The sequence below is a fragment of the Mesorhizobium sp. M0870 genome, assembly GCF_040319775.1.
Lineage (GTDB): Bacteria > Pseudomonadota > Alphaproteobacteria > Rhizobiales > Rhizobiaceae > Mesorhizobium.
This window is the reverse complement of record NZ_JAMYOI010000013.1, coordinates 151,447-167,527: the sequence shown is the minus strand read 5'-3', so window position 1 is coordinate 167,527 and position 16,081 is coordinate 151,447. Positions and strand designations below refer to the sequence as shown.

At 64.5% G+C, this 16,081-nt stretch carries 15 protein-coding genes; 11 read left to right on the top strand and 4 right to left on the bottom strand.

The window, feature by feature from the left end; translation table 11 throughout:
- Positions 1-211 precede the first annotated feature (211 nt).
- From NKH97_RS17925 to NKH97_RS17900, 6 genes are all read left to right on the top strand, one after another.
- Positions 212-1,390 carry a divergent polysaccharide deacetylase family protein gene (locus NKH97_RS17925; protein ID WP_352798249.1) on the top strand — a complete coding sequence of 393 codons (1,179 nt, stop codon included), beginning with the start codon at positions 212-214 and terminating at the stop codon, positions 1,388-1,390.
- Between the two features lie 156 nt (positions 1,391-1,546).
- Positions 1,547-2,062 (top strand): RNA pyrophosphohydrolase, encoded by a 516-nt coding sequence (locus NKH97_RS17920; protein ID WP_352793049.1) that lies wholly within the window; start codon positions 1,547-1,549, stop codon positions 2,060-2,062.
- Positions 2,063-2,139: 77 nt separating this feature from the next.
- On the top strand, positions 2,140-3,279 hold the full coding sequence (alr, locus tag NKH97_RS17915; RefSeq protein ID WP_352772993.1) for an alanine racemase: 1,140 nt from the start codon (positions 2,140-2,142) through the stop codon (positions 3,277-3,279).
- 273 nt (positions 3,280-3,552) lie between these two features.
- A complete protein-coding gene (gene rnk, locus NKH97_RS17910) occupies positions 3,553-3,975 on the top strand; it encodes a nucleoside diphosphate kinase regulator (RefSeq protein WP_352798246.1) in 423 nt (140 codons plus the stop codon).
- Positions 3,976-3,977: 2 nt separating this feature from the next.
- Complete coding sequence (locus NKH97_RS17905; RefSeq protein ID WP_352554279.1) at positions 3,978-4,532, top strand: GreA/GreB family elongation factor; 555 nt, start codon at positions 3,978-3,980, stop codon at positions 4,530-4,532.
- 120 nt (positions 4,533-4,652) lie between these two features.
- Positions 4,653-5,909 carry a D-amino acid dehydrogenase gene (locus tag NKH97_RS17900; RefSeq protein WP_128304957.1) on the top strand — a complete coding sequence of 419 codons (1,257 nt, stop codon included), beginning with the start codon at positions 4,653-4,655 and terminating at the stop codon, positions 5,907-5,909.
- A gap of 4 nt (positions 5,910-5,913) precedes the next feature.
- Here the strand turns inward: NKH97_RS17900 and NKH97_RS17895 are convergent, their stop codons facing one another.
- From NKH97_RS17895 to NKH97_RS17885, 3 genes are all read right to left on the bottom strand, one after another.
- Complete coding sequence (locus tag NKH97_RS17895) at positions 5,914-8,073, bottom strand: phospholipase D-like domain-containing protein (protein WP_352793047.1); 2,160 nt, start codon at positions 8,071-8,073, stop codon at positions 5,914-5,916.
- A complete protein-coding gene (locus NKH97_RS17890; protein ID WP_352793046.1) occupies positions 8,070-8,456 on the bottom strand; it encodes a phospholipase A2 family protein in 387 nt (128 codons plus the stop codon). Before NKH97_RS17890 ends, NKH97_RS17895 begins: the two co-directional genes overlap by 4 nt.
- Before the next feature lie 254 nt (positions 8,457-8,710).
- On the bottom strand, positions 8,711-9,592 hold the full coding sequence (locus NKH97_RS17885; protein ID WP_023811795.1) for a LysR family transcriptional regulator: 882 nt from the start codon (positions 9,590-9,592) through the stop codon (positions 8,711-8,713).
- Between the two features lie 376 nt (positions 9,593-9,968).
- Here NKH97_RS17885 and NKH97_RS17880 point away from each other — a divergent pair, with 376 nt between their 5' ends.
- Both NKH97_RS17880 and NKH97_RS17875 read left to right on the top strand, forming a co-directional pair.
- The gene (locus tag NKH97_RS17880; RefSeq protein ID WP_352798242.1) at positions 9,969-11,465 is read left to right on the top strand and encodes a CoA-acylating methylmalonate-semialdehyde dehydrogenase; all 1,497 of its coding nucleotides are present in this window, start codon (positions 9,969-9,971) and stop codon (positions 11,463-11,465) included.
- Positions 11,466-11,681: 216 nt separating this feature from the next.
- A complete protein-coding gene (locus NKH97_RS17875) occupies positions 11,682-11,981 on the top strand; it encodes a hypothetical protein (protein WP_023811797.1) in 300 nt (99 codons plus the stop codon).
- 54 nt (positions 11,982-12,035) lie between these two features.
- Here the strand turns inward: NKH97_RS17875 and NKH97_RS17870 are convergent, their stop codons facing one another.
- On the bottom strand, positions 12,036-12,728 hold the full coding sequence (locus NKH97_RS17870) for a GntR family transcriptional regulator (RefSeq protein WP_352722972.1): 693 nt from the start codon (positions 12,726-12,728) through the stop codon (positions 12,036-12,038).
- 69 nt (positions 12,729-12,797) lie between these two features.
- On the opposite strand from NKH97_RS17870, the gene NKH97_RS17865 reads away from it, so the two are divergent.
- The 3 genes from NKH97_RS17865 to NKH97_RS17855 are packed head-to-tail and all read left to right on the top strand — an operon-like array spanning position 12,798 to position 16,034.
- Positions 12,798-13,691 (top strand): dihydrodipicolinate synthase family protein, encoded by an 894-nt coding sequence (locus NKH97_RS17865; RefSeq protein WP_023811799.1) that lies wholly within the window; start codon positions 12,798-12,800, stop codon positions 13,689-13,691.
- A 59-nt stretch (positions 13,692-13,750) separates the two neighbouring features.
- Positions 13,751-15,001 (top strand): NAD(P)/FAD-dependent oxidoreductase, encoded by a 1,251-nt coding sequence (locus tag NKH97_RS17860; protein ID WP_023811800.1) that lies wholly within the window; start codon positions 13,751-13,753, stop codon positions 14,999-15,001.
- Between the two features lie 31 nt (positions 15,002-15,032).
- Positions 15,033-16,034, top strand: coding sequence for a 4-hydroxyproline epimerase (locus tag NKH97_RS17855; RefSeq protein WP_023811801.1), 1,002 nt, complete (start codon positions 15,033-15,035; stop codon positions 16,032-16,034).
- Positions 16,035-16,081: the final 47 nt, after the last annotated feature.

Below are 16,081 nucleotides of genomic sequence, written 5' to 3'. Positions count from 1 at the left end.
TCTGGAGCGGCGCACGCGCCGCTCCATCTTTCTGTTTGAGCCTGATGGAAGCAATGCGATGCTGCCGGGACCGAAAGGTTCCGGCAGTTTGATTCGGGGGGTGAGGCAAAGCCCCCAAGGCATGGCGCGGGGTGTGTGCCGGGATTGATGAATTCGCGCATGTCTTTTCGAAGCGGCTTCGCCTTCGGAGCCATGCGCCCGGGGATTAGGCTTGGCTGACATCGGCAAGGACATCGAACGCCCGCTCGGACAGGCAGTCCGGCCGCCGCGCGCCGCCGGCAAGCTCAGCGGCGGTGCGATCATGGCGACCGTGGCCGTGCTGGCGGTGGCCGGCGTCTCCGGCGCGATCGCGCTCAGGGAAAAGCCGTTTCGAAAGCCGCAAGAGGTTGCCGTTTCAACACCGAAAGTGACCGCGGCGGCCGAGCCTGCCGCCGCGCCGCCTGCATTGGCCCCGGCGGCACCGAAGCCGGAGGCGCCGGTCAAATCAGGCGGGCCGCAGATCATCCATGTGCAGACGGAGGAGGGCGATGGGCCGCCCAAGGCAGCGATCGTCATTCGCGATCCGTCGACCATCGGCCAGAACCTGAAGATCGCGCATATTCCCGACAAGGCGCTGATCGAGACCAGCGAGACTGGGCCGTTGCCGGTGCGCGCCACCGATGGCAGACGGCCGTTCGACGTCTATGCGCGGCCCTGGTCGGGCGGGCGCGGCGCACGGGTGGCGATCGTCATCGGCGGGCTTTCGGTTTCGCAGACCGGCACCCAGGCGGCCATCGCCAAGCTGCCGGCAGAAGTGACGCTGGCCTTCGCGCCGCAAGGCAACAGCATCGGCCGGTGGATGCAGGCAGCCAGGCAGAGCGGCCACGAGATCGTCATGCAGGTGCCGCTCGAACCGTTCGATTATCCGAAGGTAAATCCGGGCCGCAACACGCTGACGGTGGCGGCGAGCGCGGATGAGAACCTGAAAAGCCTGCACTGGGCACTGTCGCGGACGACCAACTATACCGGCGTCATGAACTATATGGGCGCCCGTTTTTCCGCCGACGCGGCGGCGATGGAGCCGTTCATCGCCGAGCTCGGCAAACGCGGCCTTGCCTATATCGATGACGGCTCGTCGGCTCGCAGCCTGGCGCCGGACCTGGCGCTGAAGGACGGCGTGCCCTTCGTCGCCGGCGACATGGCGATCGATGCCGTGCAGGATCGCGGCGAAATCCTGAAGAAGCTCGACAGTCTGGAGGCGACCGCGCGGGCCAAAGGCACCGCCGTCGGCATCGGTTCGGCCTTCGACCTGACGGTCGATACGGTGTCGTCCTGGGTGGTCGAGGCCAAGAAGCGCGGCATCGAGATCGTGCCGATTTCAGCGGTGGCCATTGACCCGCAAAAAGGCTAACAGCCGTCTTGATAATTCTACTCCGGCGGGCATCTGTCGACGTTTTCTGCGCTTCCGGTGCTCACGTACTTTAAGTACGCTCCGCTCCGGTTCTCGAAAACGCTCGCCACCTGCCTCACCGGAGCGAATTCTCAAAACGGCTGGACCCCATCACGCATGGCTAAAAAGATTGATCGCGAAACGCTGCCTTATCGTCCCTGTGTCGGGCTGATGATCCTCAATGCCGAGGGCCTTGTCTGGGTCGGGCACCGGATTGCCGAACCGGACAGCGAATTTGCCGGCACGACGCAGCTCTGGCAGATGCCGCAAGGCGGTATCGACAAGGGCGAGGAGCCGCTGCAGGCGGCCGAGCGCGAACTCTATGAGGAGACCGGCATGCGAGGCGTCTCGCTGCTGGCCGAGGCGCCGGACTGGATCAACTATGATTTGCCGGACCATCTCGTCGGCATCGCCTTCAAGGGCCGGTATCGCGGCCAGACGCAGAAATGGTTCGCCTTTCGCTTCCACGGCGACACCAACGAGATCCAAATCAACCCGCCGCCGGGCGGCCACACCGCAGAGTTCGACGAATGGGCATGGCGGCCTATGCAGGATTTGCCCGACCTGATCGTGCCGTTCAAGCGCCATGTCTATGAGGATGTGGTGGCGGCGTTCCGGCATCTGGTGCAATAGCCGCTATACAACAACCGCGGTTGCCGCGCCGGCCCGGCGGTCCTATTGATGTATCCACTACCACGCGAAGGGTCGCCATGAACGACGCCCCCCAAAAGCCGCCGCCAGAAGAGGTCACCGCCACAAGCGAAGTGGCGGCTGGGGCCATCCTCACCATCGATCTCGGTGCAATCCGTGAAAACTACCGGCGGCTGAAAGCGCGGTTGGGCGATGTTGCCTGCGCTGGTGTGCTCAAGGCGGACGGCTACGGCGTTGGCGCCGGCCAGGTCGCGGCGGCGCTGCTGCGCGAAGGCTGCGATGTCTTCTTCGTTGCGCTCCTGGGCGAAGGCGTCGCCCTGCGCCGCTCGCTTGGTCCGGGCCCTGCCATTTTCGTGTTGAACGGCATTCCGCCCGGTGCCGAGCGGGACGCTGTGGCGGCAGACATTTGCGCCGTCATCAACAGCCCGGAACAATTGGTGGCCTGGCGTGTGGCGGCTCGCCGCGCCGGCCGAAAACTGCCGGCCGCGATCCAGGTCGACAGCGGCATGTCGCGGCTCGGCATGGCGCCCCGGGATGTGGAGCGCGTTGCCGCCGATCCGCAGGCCTTCGACGGCATCGACATCCGGTTCGTGATGAGTCATCTGGCCTGCGCCGACGAGCCGGAGCACCCGGCCAATGAGCGGCAGCGGCTGGCATTCGAGCAGCTGCGCAAGATGCTGCCGGCGGCACCGGCCTCGCTGACCAATTCCTCCGGCATCTTTCTTGGGGAACGCTTTCGCTACGATCTCGCCCGCCCCGGTGCCGCGCTCTATGGCATCAATCCGACGCCGGCAAAGCCCAATCCGATGCTGCCGGTGGTGCGGCTGCAGGCAAAGGTGGCACAGACGCGCAGCGTCGAAAAGGGCGCGGGCGTCGGCTATGGCCATACCTATCAAGCGCAAGGCCCGCTCAGGCTGGCGACGATTTCGTTCGGCTACGCGGATGGCTGGCAGCGCCGCGCCGCGTCCGCCGCCTGGTTCGAGGGCGTGCGCCTGCCTTTCCTCGGGCGAGTGTCGATGGACTCGATCATTCTCGACATTTCCGCCCTGCCGGCCGGCAGGCTGCGCGAGGGTGATCTCGTCGAACTGCTCGGTCCCTCGCAAAGTGTCGACGACGCTGCCGGCCATGCCGGCACCATCGGCTACGAGATTCTGACCAGCCTCGGCTCGCGCTTCCATCGGCGCTATGTCGGCGGTTGAGCGGTTTGGCCACGCTTGACAAGCGGACGCCTGTCGGCAAGGCTCCTTGCATGAGCAACCCAGCTTATATCAGAACCTTGTTCAGGGTCTGCCCGATCGCGGGATCGTAGCCCCGGCGCGGCCGCCTTTTGGCGTCCGTCCGAACCGGGGCATTTCTACCTGATCATCATTCCCGAGCCAGACAGCTTCGCGGCTGCCGGCTTTTCATCAAGCCACCGTTTGTGCGGCGGCAGGCGCGCGTCTGTTCGATGCGCCAAGTCATCGAGGTTTGCCATGCAACATGCAACAGGATTGCGTCCACCGAGCCGGCCTCTGGTCAGCGATGCCGACCACCACAGGCTGACCGGCCTGGCGCGGGCGTCGCTCGACCGCGTGCCCGAGACGGCCGAAGAACTGCTTTCAGAGATGGACCGTGCCTTCGTGACGGCAGCGGCTTCCATGCCGGCCAACGTGGTGCGGATGGGTTCGACAGTGACAATCCGCAACGATGGCGGCCACACTCAGCGCATCACGCTGGTCTATCCCGGCGAAGCAGACATCACTGAAAACAGGATCTCGGTGCTGACGCCGTTGGGGACGGCGCTCATCGGCGCCACCATCGGGCAGACAGTGCGCTGGAGCAGTCGTGGCGGCCGGGAACTGTCGGCGACCATCGAAGTGGTCGATGCGCCGGTCTGCGGGCGGGAAGGGTCCTGATCATGGAGACGGCGATGACAGGCGCGAATTTCCGGCTGACGACAAAGGACTTCGCCGTCCTCGAGATCATGTTGGAGCGTCGGCGGGCTTTCGCGGATCCGATTGTTCCAATGCTTGAAGACAAGCTTTCCAAAGCCGAGGTCGTCGCGATCGATTCGGTCGGATCCGATATCGTGACGCTGAACAGCAGGCTGGTGTTTCGTGTCGATGCCGGCCCTGCCCAGACCCGGACCCTGGTGCAGAACGAGGTGCGCGGTCCGGTCGGCTCCAGCCTGTCGATCATGACAAGGCGGGGGCTTTGCATGCTCGGCATGGCCGAGGGCCGGACTGCATGGATCGAACAGGCCGACGGCAGGCGGGAGTCGGTCCTGGTCGCAACCGTGCTCTACCAGCCGGAGGCCGCGCGGCGTGCCGTCAGGGAGAGATCCCAAGTCGAGGCGCGACGGCCGCATGGGCTCACCCTCGTCTACAGCGCCGCAGCCGATTGGCGGCCCCTTGGCGAAAGGGCCGGAATGCGGCAGACAGGGGATGACGACCCCGGTCCCACGGCGGCGTGAACAGGCAACACTGCACGATCCCGAAAGTCGGCATCGATTTTCGCCGGGGATCGTGCGCAAATCGGAAATGCGGCCGCGTCCAGGCGTCCCTAGGACGTGCGGCGCGGCAAGGAGTGAACGATGAAGATCATGGTGCTGGGCGGCGGCGTCATCGGAGTGACCACGGCGTACTTCCTTGCCGAGGCCGGCCACGAGGTGACGGTTCTCGACCGCCAGAAAGGCCCGGCGCTGGAAACCAGCTTCGCCAATGCCGGCGAGATTTCGCCCGGCTACGCCTCGCCCTGGGCCGGACCCGGCATTCCGCTGAAGGCGATCAAATGGCTGCTGATGAAGCATGGCCCGCTGGTGGTGCGGCCGGCCTTCGATCCGCATATGTGGACATGGCTGATCAAGATGCTGCGCAACTGCACCGCCGAGCGCTATGCGATCAACAAGGCGCGCATGGTTCCGCTCGCCGAATACAGCCGCGACACGCTGAAGGCGCTGCGCGAAGCGACCGGCATCGCCTATGACGAGCGTACCCAGGGCACGCTGCAGCTGTTCCGTACGCAAAAGCAGCTCGACGGCACCGGCGGCGATGTCGAGGTGCTGAAGAAGTACGGCGTGCCCTACGAGATCCTCGAGCAGGACGGTTGCATCGCGGCTGAGCCTGGCCTTGCCGGGGTGCGCGAAAAGTTCGTCGGCGGCCTCAGGCTGCCGCACGACGAGACCGGCGACTGCAAGATGTTCACCGACAGGCTGGCCGAACTCTGTGTGGCCCGCGGCGTCAAGTTCGAATACGACGTGACGATCTGGCGCGTCATCCGCAGCCGCAACCGCATCGCCAATCTCAGCACCAGCAAAGGCTGGAAGACCGCCGACGCCTATGTGATGGCGCTGGGCAGTTATTCGGCAGGTTTCATGCGCCGGGTGAAGCGGCCGATCCCGGTCTATCCGGTCAAGGGCTATTCGATCACCGTGCCGATCAAGGACGCCGCCGCGGCACCGGTGTCGACGGTGATGGACGAGACCTACAAGGTGGCGATCACCCGGCTCGGCGACCGCATCCGGGTTGGCGGTACGGCCGAGATTTCCGGCTTCGACCTCAGGCTGCACGAATCGCGGCGGCGCACGCTGGAACACTCGGTCGGCGATCTCTTTCCGGGCGCCGGCGCGATGCGGGACGCGACGTTCTGGTGCGGGCTGCGGCCGATGACGCCGGACGGTCCGCCGCTGATCGGCCGCACCGAGCTCTCCAATCTCTATCTCAACACCGGCCACGGCACGCTCGGCTGGACCATGGCTTGCGGCTCGGGCAAGGTTCTGGCCGACATCATCTCCAGCCGGGTGCCGGACATCGATGTCCGCGACCTCGCTCAGGAGCGTTATCTGCGATAAGAGGTCAGAACGCCTGTCGGACCCAGTCCTCGTCGAACAGCAGCCGGTAGGCCCACGGTATCGTCACATTGGTGGCGACCGGGTTCGAGTGGGCGACATAGTCGTCATAGATCGGCTTCATCCTGGTGTAGAAGGCCGGATCGAGCACCATCATGCCGTTCTCCGAGTCGTGAAAGAAGCTGCGGTTGTTGAGATTGACCGACGAGATGGCGACCAGCCTTTCGTCGATCATCATGATCTTGGAATGCAGCACCACGTCAGGCGACTTGAACTCGCGGATGTTGATGCGGTCGCCATATTTCTCGACGAACAGCTTGTTGAGCGCGGTGAGAAACTTGCCGCCGATATCGCCCTTGAGATCGATGCGGCCGACAATGTCGATCCTGACGCCGCGGGCGAGCGCCCGGTCAACAGCCTGGGCAAGCTTGGGCGTCAGGTTGAGGTAGGGGTTGACGATCTGGATATGGTGCCGGGCGGCGTCGACCAGCTCGACGAAATAGTCCTCCAGCGCATGACCATCCTCGTAAGGCACCGAAATGAAGTGTCGTGCCGTGCCTGACGGGCGGGCGCCGTCGGACCGGACCGGAATGGAGAAGGGGCGCGCCAGATTGGTGTCGGCGTCGCGCAGCCACATTGTCGAAAGATGCGCAGCCAGCGTTTCGACCGTGGCCGGATCGGCGAACTCGATGTCGAAGTCGCTCCAGTTCGAATAGTAGTTCAGCGAAAACCCGTCGGTCTTGTCGTATTGCTCAAGGTCTGGATAGCGCGACAGATCGATCGGCTGGTGGAACAGGAAGCCGTCATGGATGTTGCGGCCACCGATGATGGCGCGTGAGCGCCCGGGATCGTCGGCAAGCGTTGCCAGCATCTTGACGTGATGGACCTTGTGCAGTTGTGAGGTCTGCTCGTCGATCGGCGCGCCATGGTCCGCCCGCCAGCGATATTCTTGCAATTCGACATTGGGGAATTCGGCGGCCAGCCGGTGCAGCAGGGCGTCGTCCTTGTCGCGCTCCAGAACGTCGGTGACGATGATGCGGACCTTGGTGCCTAGTGCTGCATGATGGCGGATCAACCGCTCGATGATGCGACCGGAGAAGTCGGCCTTGAACTCCAGCGACGACAGATAGATCAGCTTCAGCCTTGGCGCCCTGGAGAAATCGAGCGGCAGTTCCGGATCGCCCTTGTCGATGGCGCTGTCGGACAGTGGTGCTCCCATCAGCGCCTCGACCTTGGCGTTGAAGCCGTCGCGCGATTTGCGCAGCAGGCGCGGCTTTCCGATCGGCAAGGCACAGGTCTGCGAGAGCCAGCGGCTGGCATAGAAGGCGCGGCTGAGCGGATCGAGGCCGGTTGGGTCTGGCGTCGGGCAACGCTCGTAGCGGCTGTCGAAGGCGGCGAGAGCCGGATCGGCGGTCTCTTCGCGCTGGATGGTGAGCGGCGCGCCGGCCGGGGCAAGGCTGGAGCGGATCCTTGCCGTGCAGCGGTTCAGGCCGTCACTCGGGAACAGGCTGACCGTGTCGTCCTCGCCGGACAGGCGAAAGCGGAATGCGGTGCCCGTGGCGATTGTGCGTGAACCGCCGCCGGCACGGATCGCCAGCGAGCCGTCGCAGGTGCCCTCGATGTCGGCCGGTTGCTTTCCAGCCTGGCGCAGCACGATCTCGACGCTGCGCGCCTGCAGACCGGAGAAATCGAAGATCCTGGGCGTCGAAGGCTGCGCTGCCGCATCGATGTAGAGCGTCTGCCGCGACACCCGCCAGCGTCCGTCGAAATGGCCGTCGCCGCTGCTGCCGCTGGCCGGCGGCAGATGCGTTTCGGCAACCGGCCCGGCCAGTTGCTGCAGTGTCCGGTAAGTCGCCTGGAAATCGCCATTGCGGATCTCATAGCGGTCGTGACCGAAAGGGCCGGTGCCGTTGGCGCGGTCCATCGCGCCGAGCTGGTGGTGGGCGAGCAGCGCCAGGAACCGCTTTTCGTAGTCGCTTGTGCTGGCGTCGCCGAAAAACTGCGCGGCGGCGATCTGCGGCCCGGGTGTCCTGGCCGATAGCGAGGGTCGAGCGCAGGCCGTCTGGCCTTGCAGGAGATCGCAGGCACTGCGACCAGCGCCGCCGGCACAGCCGCCAAGGGCGGCCAGCCCGAATAGAACGAGGGCGACAGGTGCGCGGCCCTTCACCCGGCCGCTCCGGCATTCAGGACGCTCAGTTGCGCCGGGTCACGCGGCGGCATGAAGCCCTGCGGGAAGACCTTGCAGACGGGGATGGCGAAGGTGGCGATCAGCAATTCGGCCTCGCCGCGCATTTTGCGCGGCGCTGTCTTGTCGTCGCGTATCGCTTTCGCGGAGGTGACGAGGGCGCCATCGCAGTCACAATGGTTGTGGCGGGCGATGTAACAGGCGTCATGCGTCCGGCAGGCCGTGTCGAGGCGGTTGACCGGCCGGAACGACAGATCGCCGGTGCGGGTGCCGGGGCCGCAATAATTGCCGAAGACGAAAGGCGAAGGCCGCGCCATGGCGTTGCGGATCGGTTTGGGCAGTTCGCCTCCGGGACCTTCGTCCACGGATTGGCGCAAGCGGAAACGAAAAGCAGCGGCAGGATGGCAAGAACGGCTCGCATGTCTATCCGCGCCAGCTTTCTGAAAGATGTCCCTACGCGGCGACCGCGCGCCTGATGCCACACTCGCCGGTTTTGTGGCAAGGAAAAGGCGCACGGCTAAAGCGCAGCGCGTTTGAAAGGATTCATGCGATGCGCTTTAGCGTCTTTGTTTATGCATGTCGTTCTCCCAAAACCGAGATCACTTTTGGGCGACATGCATCAGACAAACAGGTTTCGCTCCCGCTCCACTGCCTTGGTGATGAAGCTGGCAACGATCTGGACGCGGCGCAGCGGCCTGACCGATTCGTGATAGACCAGCCAGTAGGCACGGCGGATGGGCGCGACAGCATCGACGGACACAAGTTCCGGCATCGAGCGGGCGACGAATGTGTGCAGGATGCCGATGCCGGCGCCCGAGCGCACCGCTTCGGCCTGGCCGAGCGCCGAGGAGATGGCGAAGCTGGTGCGCCAGTCGGCGCTGAATTCGGCCGCGTAGTCGAGCGAGGGACTGACGATGAGGTCCGGCACATAGCCGATCAATGTGTGCTGGCCAAGCTCGGCGGCGGTTTGGGGCAAACCATGCACGTCAGCATAGGCGCGGGAGGCAAACAGGCCGAGCGAGTAGTCGACCAGCTTTCCCGCCACCAGCCGACCCTCCGTCGGCCGCTCGACGGTGATGGCGATGTCGGCCTCGCGCCGCGACAGAGAGAAGGAGCGCGGCACCGGCACCAACTGGATCGTCAGCTCGCGGTGCAGGGCGGTCAGCGCGCCAAGGCGCTTGGCCAGGAAGGCGACACCAAACCCGTCCGGCGCGCCGATGCGCACCGTGCCGGAGACATCGTCGCCTTCGCCGGCAACGGTCGAACGTGCGGCGATCATGTCGCCTTCCATGCGCTCGGCAATGTCGAGAAAGCGCTCGCCGGCAGGCGTCAGCTCGCTGCCGGTGGTCAACCGGCGAAACAGCTTTGTCCGCAGCGCATCCTCGAGTGCGGCGATGCGGCGCGAGACAGTGGCGTGGTTGAGCTCCAGCCGTTTGGCCGCGCCAAGGATCTGGCCGGCGCGCGCCACGGCGAGGAAGATGCGGACGTCATCCCAGTTCATGGGGATGGTCCAGATGACAATTATCGACGCTGTGTTCTTTGGCGCCCCCCTCTGTCCTGCCGGACATCTCCCCCTCTAGGGGGGAGATTGGCAGCTTCGCCGACAGCTCGTCGTTGACTGCCTCGATGATCGGCGAAAGCAGAGGTGACGGCGCAATCTCCCCCCTAGAGGGGGAGATGTCCGGCAGGACAGAGGGGGGCGCGAAGGAACTCAGCCTATCGATCCTTGGGTCGTCGCGTGACCCCGCCATTTGCGGGAATTGATGCTCGCTCGTCAATCGTTATCTATTCTCCGCACAACGGTTGCGTTCTCACTCGCGTTGCCATCCGCCGGCCAAAGGCGGACAATGCAGCATCACAAACAAGGGAGAGAAATCATGATCGACTATGGTCATTTCATCGGCGGCAAGCATGTCGCCGGGACCAGCGGCCGCAAGCAGGATGTCATGCAGCCGATGGACGGCTCCGTGCGCGGCACGGTGGCGCTGGCCTCGCAGGCGGAACTGCGCGCGGCGGTCGAGAATGCCAAGGCAGCGCAGCCGAAATGGGCCGCGACCAACCCGCAGCGCCGCGTGCGCGTGCTGATGAAGTTTCTCGAACTGGTCGCCCGCGACTATGACGAACTGGCCGACATCCTGGCGCGTGAGCATGGCAAGACGATCGCCGACGCCAAGGGCGACATCCAGCGCGGCCTCGAAGTGGTCGAAGTCTGCATCGGCGCGCCGCATATGATGAAGGGCGAATTCACCGACGGCGCCGGCCCCGGCATCGACGTCTATTCGATGCGCCAGCCGCTCGGCGTCGTCGCCGGCATCACGCCGTTCAACTTCCCGGCAATGATCCCGCTGTGGAAGATCGCGCCGGCCATCGCCTGCGGCAACGCCTTCATCCTGAAGCCTTCGGAGCGCGATCCCGGCGTGCCGATGCGCATTGCCGAACTGTTCCTCGAAGCCGGCCTGCCGGCAGGCATCCTCAACGTCGTCAACGGCGACAAGGACGTGGTCGACGCCATCCTCGACGATCCCGACATCCAGGCCATCGGCTTTGTCGGCTCGACGCCGATCGCCCATTACATCTATTCGCGCGGCACGGCCGCCGGCAAGCGCGTGCAGTGCTTCGGCGGCGCCAAGAACCACATGATCATCATGCCCGATGCCGACATGGACCAGACCGTCGATGCGTTGATCGGCGCCGGCTACGGCTCGGCCGGCGAGCGGTGCATGGCGATCTCGGTCGCCGTCCCGGTCGGCAACGATACCGCCAACCGGCTGATGGAAAAACTGATCCCGCGCGTTGAAAGCCTGAAGGTCGGTCCTTCGACGGACTCTTCCGCCGATTTCGGCCCGCTGGTGACGGCGCAGGCATTGGAACGCGTTAAGGGCTATGTTGACACCGGCGTCAAGGAAGGCGCCAAGCTGGTCGTCGACGGCCGCGGCTTCTCGATGCAGGGTTATGAAGACGGCTACTATATGGGTGGCTGCCTGTTCGACAACGTGACCGCCGATATGCGCATCTACAAGGAAGAGATCTTTGGGCCGGTGCTCTCTGTTGTGCGCGCGCCGACCTATGAGAGCGCGATCAAGCTCGCCAACGATCACGAGATGGGCAATGGCGTCGCCATCTTCACCCGTGACGGCGATGCTGCGCGCGACTTTGCAAGCCGTGTCCAGGTCGGCATGGTCGGCATCAACGTGCCGATCCCGGTGCCGATCGCCTACTACACCTTCGGCGGCTGGAAGGCATCTTCCTTCGGCGACCTCAACCAGCATGGCCCGGACGCGTTCCGCTTCTACACCAAGACCAAGACGGTGACCTCGCGCTGGCCGTCCGGCATCAAGGACGGTGCCGAATTCGTCATCCCGACGATGAACTGAGCCGGACAACAAATTGGTTTGGATTCAACGCTCGGGCGCTCGCGCCCGGGCGTTTTTTTGCAATCGGTGGCGACCCTATCCGTTGAACGCTAATGTGATGGAACCAAGTAGCATCTGCCGTCTTGGTTTGCAGTCCTGCCGCAAGGAGGTACGGCAGATCAAGCAACGGCGCTGGCGACAGCTTCGGGGACATCGTCTGGCGCAAGGAGGTGTCAGATGACCCGTCTTGTCGCAACGCTATTTTTCGCGGCGGTTTCCGCGTTTCCGGCCGCCCCGGCGATGGCAGAGCAATGCGCGGCCCGTGCGGATATGATCAAAGCGCTCGGGGAAAAATTCCACGAAAGCGAAGCGGCGCGGGGCCTGGTCAACCCGAGCCTGATTCTTGAGATATTCGTCTCCGACCAGGGCACCTGGACAATTCTTGCCACCGACACGCATGGTCAGAGCTGCGTCATCACGGCAGGCGAAGGCTGGGACGGTCCGTTGATGGCGGCGGCTGCCTTGCCCGGGACTTAACCCGAGCTTCGAGGAAGCGCCAACGACGAGAGCGCACCGGATATAAAAGGACGTTCAGCGCGTGGCGGCCGTCTCGGCGTGGCCGCGCAACAGCGCCATCAGGCGTTTGGCGTCCTTGGCCGCGGCCTCTTCGTCGCCCGCAAGGATCGAGCGGATCAGCGCTACATGGTGCTCGGCGGATTCGGCAAGACCGGTTTCGGCCTTGTAGCGGAACCAGAAGCGGCGGCTGTGGGTCTGCAAGGGGGCGGCCAAACGGGCGGCGAAGGGATTGTCGGCAGCCAGCGCCAGCGCTTCGTCGAGTGCCTTGTCGGCCTGGATGAAGGCAAGCACATTGCCCGAGATCACCGCTTTCTGCATGGCGAGCGCTGCTTCGTGAAACAAGTCGGCGGCTTCGCGGGTGACGAAGCGGGCGGCCGAGCGGGCGAGCACCACCTCGACGCCGCGACGTGCATCGAGGACGCGCAGCCAGTCGCCGGCATGGAGCGGGGCGATGGCGATCCCGGCGCGCGGCCTGATGTCAAGCAGCCCTTCCCAGGCCAACCGCTGGATCGCCTCGCGCACTGGTGTCCTGCCAAGCCCGAGCCTGTCGATCAGAGCGCCCTCGGTGACGAAGCTTGCCGGGGCCAGTTCGAGCGTGACGATCATGTGCTCGAGCACATGGTAGGCCCTGGTCGCGGCTGGCTCCGTCGCGGTGCTTGCTGCCGTGGATATCAAATGCGCTCTCCTGATATATCTTGAATATATCATAACGGAATCCGCATTGACAGCGGGTTTGTTAATAGATATACCACTGATATATCAGATGGAGAGATGATCATGTGGACCGGAGTTTTTCCTGCCGTCACGACCAAATTCACCGCGGATGATCGTCTCGATCATGCCGAGATGGAGCGCTGCTTCAGCCTGCAGATGGAGGCCGGCTGCGACGGCATCATCGTCTGCGGATCGCTCGGCGAGGGGCCGATGCTGTCGCCCGACGAGAAGATCGAGGTGCTGAAGACCGCACAGAAGGTCGCCGGCAAGAAGCCGGTGCTGCTGACCGTCAACGAGGCCGGCACACGCGAGGCGGCCAGCATCGCCAAGCGCGCGAGCCGGGAAGGCGCCAACGGCCTCATGGTCGTGCCGAGCCCGATCTACCACACCAATGCGGAAGAGACGGTTGCAGCGCTTCGTGCGGTCGCCGAGGCGGGCGACCTGCCGGTCATGATCTACTCGAACCGGCTCGCCTACCGTGTCGACGTCACCGTCGACCAGATGGAGGAGCTGGCGTCGGACAAGCGCTTTGTCGCGATCAAGGAATCCTCCGACGACATCCGTCGTTCGACCGAGATCATCAATCGCCTGGGCACCCGCTACGACCTGTTCACCGGCGTCGACAATCTGGCCTTCGAGGCGCTGTCGGTCGGCGCCATCGGCTGGGTCGCGGGACTGGTCACAGCCTTCCCGCGCGAGACCGTCGCCATATTCCAGCTGATGAAGCAGGGCCGCCGCGAGGAGGCGCTCGCCATCTACCGCTGGTTCCGGCCGCTGCTCGATCTCGATGTCTCGACTTACCTGGTCCAAAACATCAAGCTTGCCGAAGTGTTCGCGATCAACACAAATGACCGCGTTCGCATGCCGCGCCAGCCGCTGTCTGGAGAGCGCCGCAAGGCTGTCGAGAAGATCGTCAAGGATGCGCTCGCCGTGCGGCCGACACTGCCGCAGTTCTGAGCTGGTATGAAGCGAGCGGGGCGGAGACTGGGACATGCATGCAGGGGTGACGTACAAAGATGAATAGCGATGTTCCAATCGACATCGCCATCATCGGTGGCGGCATCATCGGCATCTGTGCCGCTGCGTCTCTCGCCGAGGCCGGACGCAGGGCCACCGTCTTCGACCGCACCGGCATTTGCGAGGAGACGAGCTCCGGCAATGCCGCCGCCTTCGCGTTCTCCGACGTGCTGCCGCTGGCCCACAAGGGCATGATCCGGCAGCTGCCGAAATGGCTGGCCGATCCGCTTGGCCCGCTCAGCATTCCGCCCGCCCATCTGCCGAGGCTTCTGCCCTGGCTAATCCGCTTCTGGCGCGCCGGGGCGCCCGGGAAATACGAGGCGAGCCTTGCCGCTCAGGCGGGCATGATGAAGCTCGCCGAGGCGGAGTGGATGGGCTTGCTCGATCGCTCCGGTACGCGGTCGATGCTGCGCGAGGACGGTTCACTGGAGCTCTATGAAAGCGAAGCCGAATTTCAGGCCGGGCTGCCTGGCTGGGCGGCGCGTGAGCGTTTCGGCATCGGTTTCCGCCATGTCGAGGGCGAGGAACTGGCCGCCTTGCAGCCGGGGCTGTCGCCGCGCTTCATCAAAGGCACGTTCGTGCCGGGATGGAAGACGGTCGCCGACCCGAAACTGCTGGGCAAGGCGGTGTGGGCCTATGCGCAGGCCAAGGGCGCCCGCTTTGAGCTGGCCCGGATCAGCCAAGTCGCGGCGGATCAGGATGGTGCGACGCTGACGTTGGCAGACGGCACCACAAGGCAGGCGCGACAACTTGTCGTCGCCGCCGGCGCATGGTCGCATCTGCTGGCGCGGCAGCTCGGCGATCGCATTCCGCTGGAGACCGAGCGCGGCTACAACACCACGTTGCCGACGAGTGCCTTCGACGTGAAGCGGATGCTGATCTTCTCCGGCCATGGTTTCGTCGTCACGCCGCTCGAAACGGGCCTGCGTGTCGGTGGCGCCGTTGAACTCGGCGGCATCGAGCGGCCGCCCAATTATGCCAGGTCGAAAGCGCTGCTGCGGAAGGCACAGAAATTCTTGCCGGGGCTCGATCCCTCGGGTGGGCGCGAATGGATGGGGTTCCGCCCCTCGCTGCCGGATTCAGTGCCCGTCATCGGCGGCGCGCCGGGAAAGCGGTCGGTGGTCTATGCCTTCGGCCATGGCCATCTCGGCCTGACCCAGGCGGCGGCCACCGGACGGTTGATCAGGGATCTTGTCCTGGGGCAGACTCCACCGATCGATCTGGCCCCCTTCAGTCCGCAACGATTTTGATTTTTCGGGTTTTTGATTTTCGAGGAGCGTCATGGCCAAGAAATCCTTCTTCTGCATAGACGGCCACACCTGCGGCAATCCGGTGCGGCTGGTCGCTGGCGGCGGCCCGCTGCTGCAGGGCGCGACTATGATGGAGCGGCGTGCGCATTTTCTGGCCGAGTATGACTGGATCCGCACCGGACTGATGTTCGAGCCGCGCGGCCACGACGTGATGTCCGGCTCGATCCTCTATCCGCCGACGCGCGAGGATTGCGATATCGCCATCCTGTTCATCGAAACCTCCGGCTGCCTGCCGATGTGTGGGCATGGCACCATTGGTACGGTGACGATGGCCATCGAACACGGACTGATCAAGCCGAAGACGCCGGGCGTGCTTCGGCTCGACACGCCGGCCGGCCTTGTCATCGCCGAATACAAACAGGTCGGCGACTATGTCGAGGAGGTGCGCATCACCAATGTGCCGTCCTTCCTCCATGCCGAGGGGCTGACGGTCGAATGCCCTGGGCTCGGCGAAATCACCGTCGATGTCGCCTATGGCGGCAACTTCTACGCCATCGTCGAGCCGCAGGAGAACTATCGCGACATGGCCGATTATTCGGCGGGCGACTTCATCGCCTGGAGCCCGGTGGTGCGCCAGCGGCTCAACGAGAAATATTCCTTCGTCCATCCCGAGAACCCTGGCATCAACCGGCTGTCGCACATGCTGTGGACCGGTGCGCCGACGGTGGATGGCGCGGATGCCCGCAATGCCGTGTTCTACGGCGACAAGGCGATCGACCGCTCGCCCTGCGGCACCGGCACCTCGGCGCGCATGGCGCAGCTTCATGCCAAGGGCAAACTCAAGGCCGGCGACAGCTTCGTCCATGAATCGATCATCGGTTCGCTGTTCAAGGGCAAGGTCGAAAAGGATGTCAGCGTGGCCGGCAAGCCGGCCATCATTCCCTCGATCGGCGGCTGGGCGCGGATGACCGGACTGAACACCATCTTCATCGACGACCGCGACCCGTTCGCTCACGGATTTGTTGTCAAGTGATGGGGATCCTGACCTTGCGGAAAGCAACGGCTTGAAAAATGGATCGT

What these genes read in the sequence shown, in the direction of transcription:
- NKH97_RS17900 (WP_128304957.1), top strand. Translation starts at nt 4,653, where the DNA reads ATGAAGATCATGGTGCTGGGCGGCGGCGTCATCGGAGTGACCACGGCG.
- NKH97_RS17855 (WP_023811801.1), top strand. Translation starts at nt 15,033, where the DNA reads ATGGCCAAGAAATCCTTCTTCTGCATAGACGGCCACACCTGCGGCAAT.
- NKH97_RS17885 (WP_023811795.1), bottom strand. Translation starts at nt 9,592, where the DNA reads ATGAACTGGGATGACGTCCGCATCTTCCTCGCCGTGGCGCGCGCCGGC.
- NKH97_RS17905 (WP_352554279.1), top strand. Translation starts at nt 3,978, where the DNA reads ATGGAGACGGCGATGACAGGCGCGAATTTCCGGCTGACGACAAAGGAC.
- NKH97_RS17860 (WP_023811800.1), top strand. Translation starts at nt 13,751, where the DNA reads ATGAATAGCGATGTTCCAATCGACATCGCCATCATCGGTGGCGGCATC.
- NKH97_RS17880 (WP_352798242.1), top strand. Translation starts at nt 9,969, where the DNA reads ATGATCGACTATGGTCATTTCATCGGCGGCAAGCATGTCGCCGGGACC.
- NKH97_RS17875 (WP_023811797.1), top strand. Translation starts at nt 11,682, where the DNA reads ATGACCCGTCTTGTCGCAACGCTATTTTTCGCGGCGGTTTCCGCGTTT.
- alr (WP_352772993.1), top strand. Translation starts at nt 2,140, where the DNA reads ATGAACGACGCCCCCCAAAAGCCGCCGCCAGAAGAGGTCACCGCCACA.
- NKH97_RS17865 (WP_023811799.1), top strand. Translation starts at nt 12,798, where the DNA reads ATGTGGACCGGAGTTTTTCCTGCCGTCACGACCAAATTCACCGCGGAT.
- NKH97_RS17870 (WP_352722972.1), bottom strand. Translation starts at nt 12,728, where the DNA reads ATGATATATTCAAGATATATCAGGAGAGCGCATTTGATATCCACGGCA.
- rnk (WP_352798246.1), top strand. Translation starts at nt 3,553, where the DNA reads ATGCAACATGCAACAGGATTGCGTCCACCGAGCCGGCCTCTGGTCAGC.
- NKH97_RS17920 (WP_352793049.1), top strand. Translation starts at nt 1,547, where the DNA reads ATGGCTAAAAAGATTGATCGCGAAACGCTGCCTTATCGTCCCTGTGTC.